This is a genomic window from Vibrio sp. D420a (assembly GCF_030248625.1).
In the GTDB taxonomy this organism is placed as follows: Bacteria; Pseudomonadota; Gammaproteobacteria; order Enterobacterales; family Vibrionaceae; genus Vibrio; species Vibrio fortis_A.
The window spans coordinates 1-513 of the sequence record NZ_JAHGAN010000103.1 but is presented as its reverse complement, the minus strand read 5'-3'; the positions used below and the strand labels follow the sequence as shown (position 1 = coordinate 513).

Below are 513 nucleotides of genomic sequence, written 5' to 3'. Positions count from 1 at the left end.
GCTGACAAGATACCACCTGCGTAACCGGCACCTTCACCCGCAGGGTAGAAGCCTTTTAGGTTGATGCTTTGGTAATCTTTACCACGCTTGATGCAAACAGGAGAAGACGTACGAGTCTCAACACCTGTTAGTAGGCCATCTGCACTAGCAAAGCCTTTGATCTTCTTATCGAATGCTGGGATAGCTTCACGAATTGCTTCGATAGCGAAGTCAGGTAGCGCTTTAGAGATATCGGTTAGGTGGATACCCGGTGTGAATGATGGTTGGACATCACCTAGCTCGCTTGGATCGCGACCTTTCAAGAAGTCACCAATCTTCTGCGCTGGTGCATCGTAGTTTTCACCACCTAGCACGTATGCGCCTGTTTCCAATTCGCGTTGGAAGCGGATACCTGCCAGTGGGTCACCTGGGTAATCGCGTTCAGGGTCAATGCCAACAACGATTGCACTGTTCGCATTACGCTCGGCACGCGAGTATTGGCTCATGCCGTTAGTTACCACGCGGCCTTCTTCA

1 protein-coding gene is annotated in these 513 nt (G+C 50.9%); it reads right to left on the bottom strand.

Features of this window, described 5'->3' with window-relative positions; translation table 11 throughout:
• Positions 1–513 (bottom strand): NAD(P)/FAD-dependent oxidoreductase (locus KI743_RS24525; protein WP_373417854.1); only part of this gene is annotated, 513 nt, incomplete at both ends.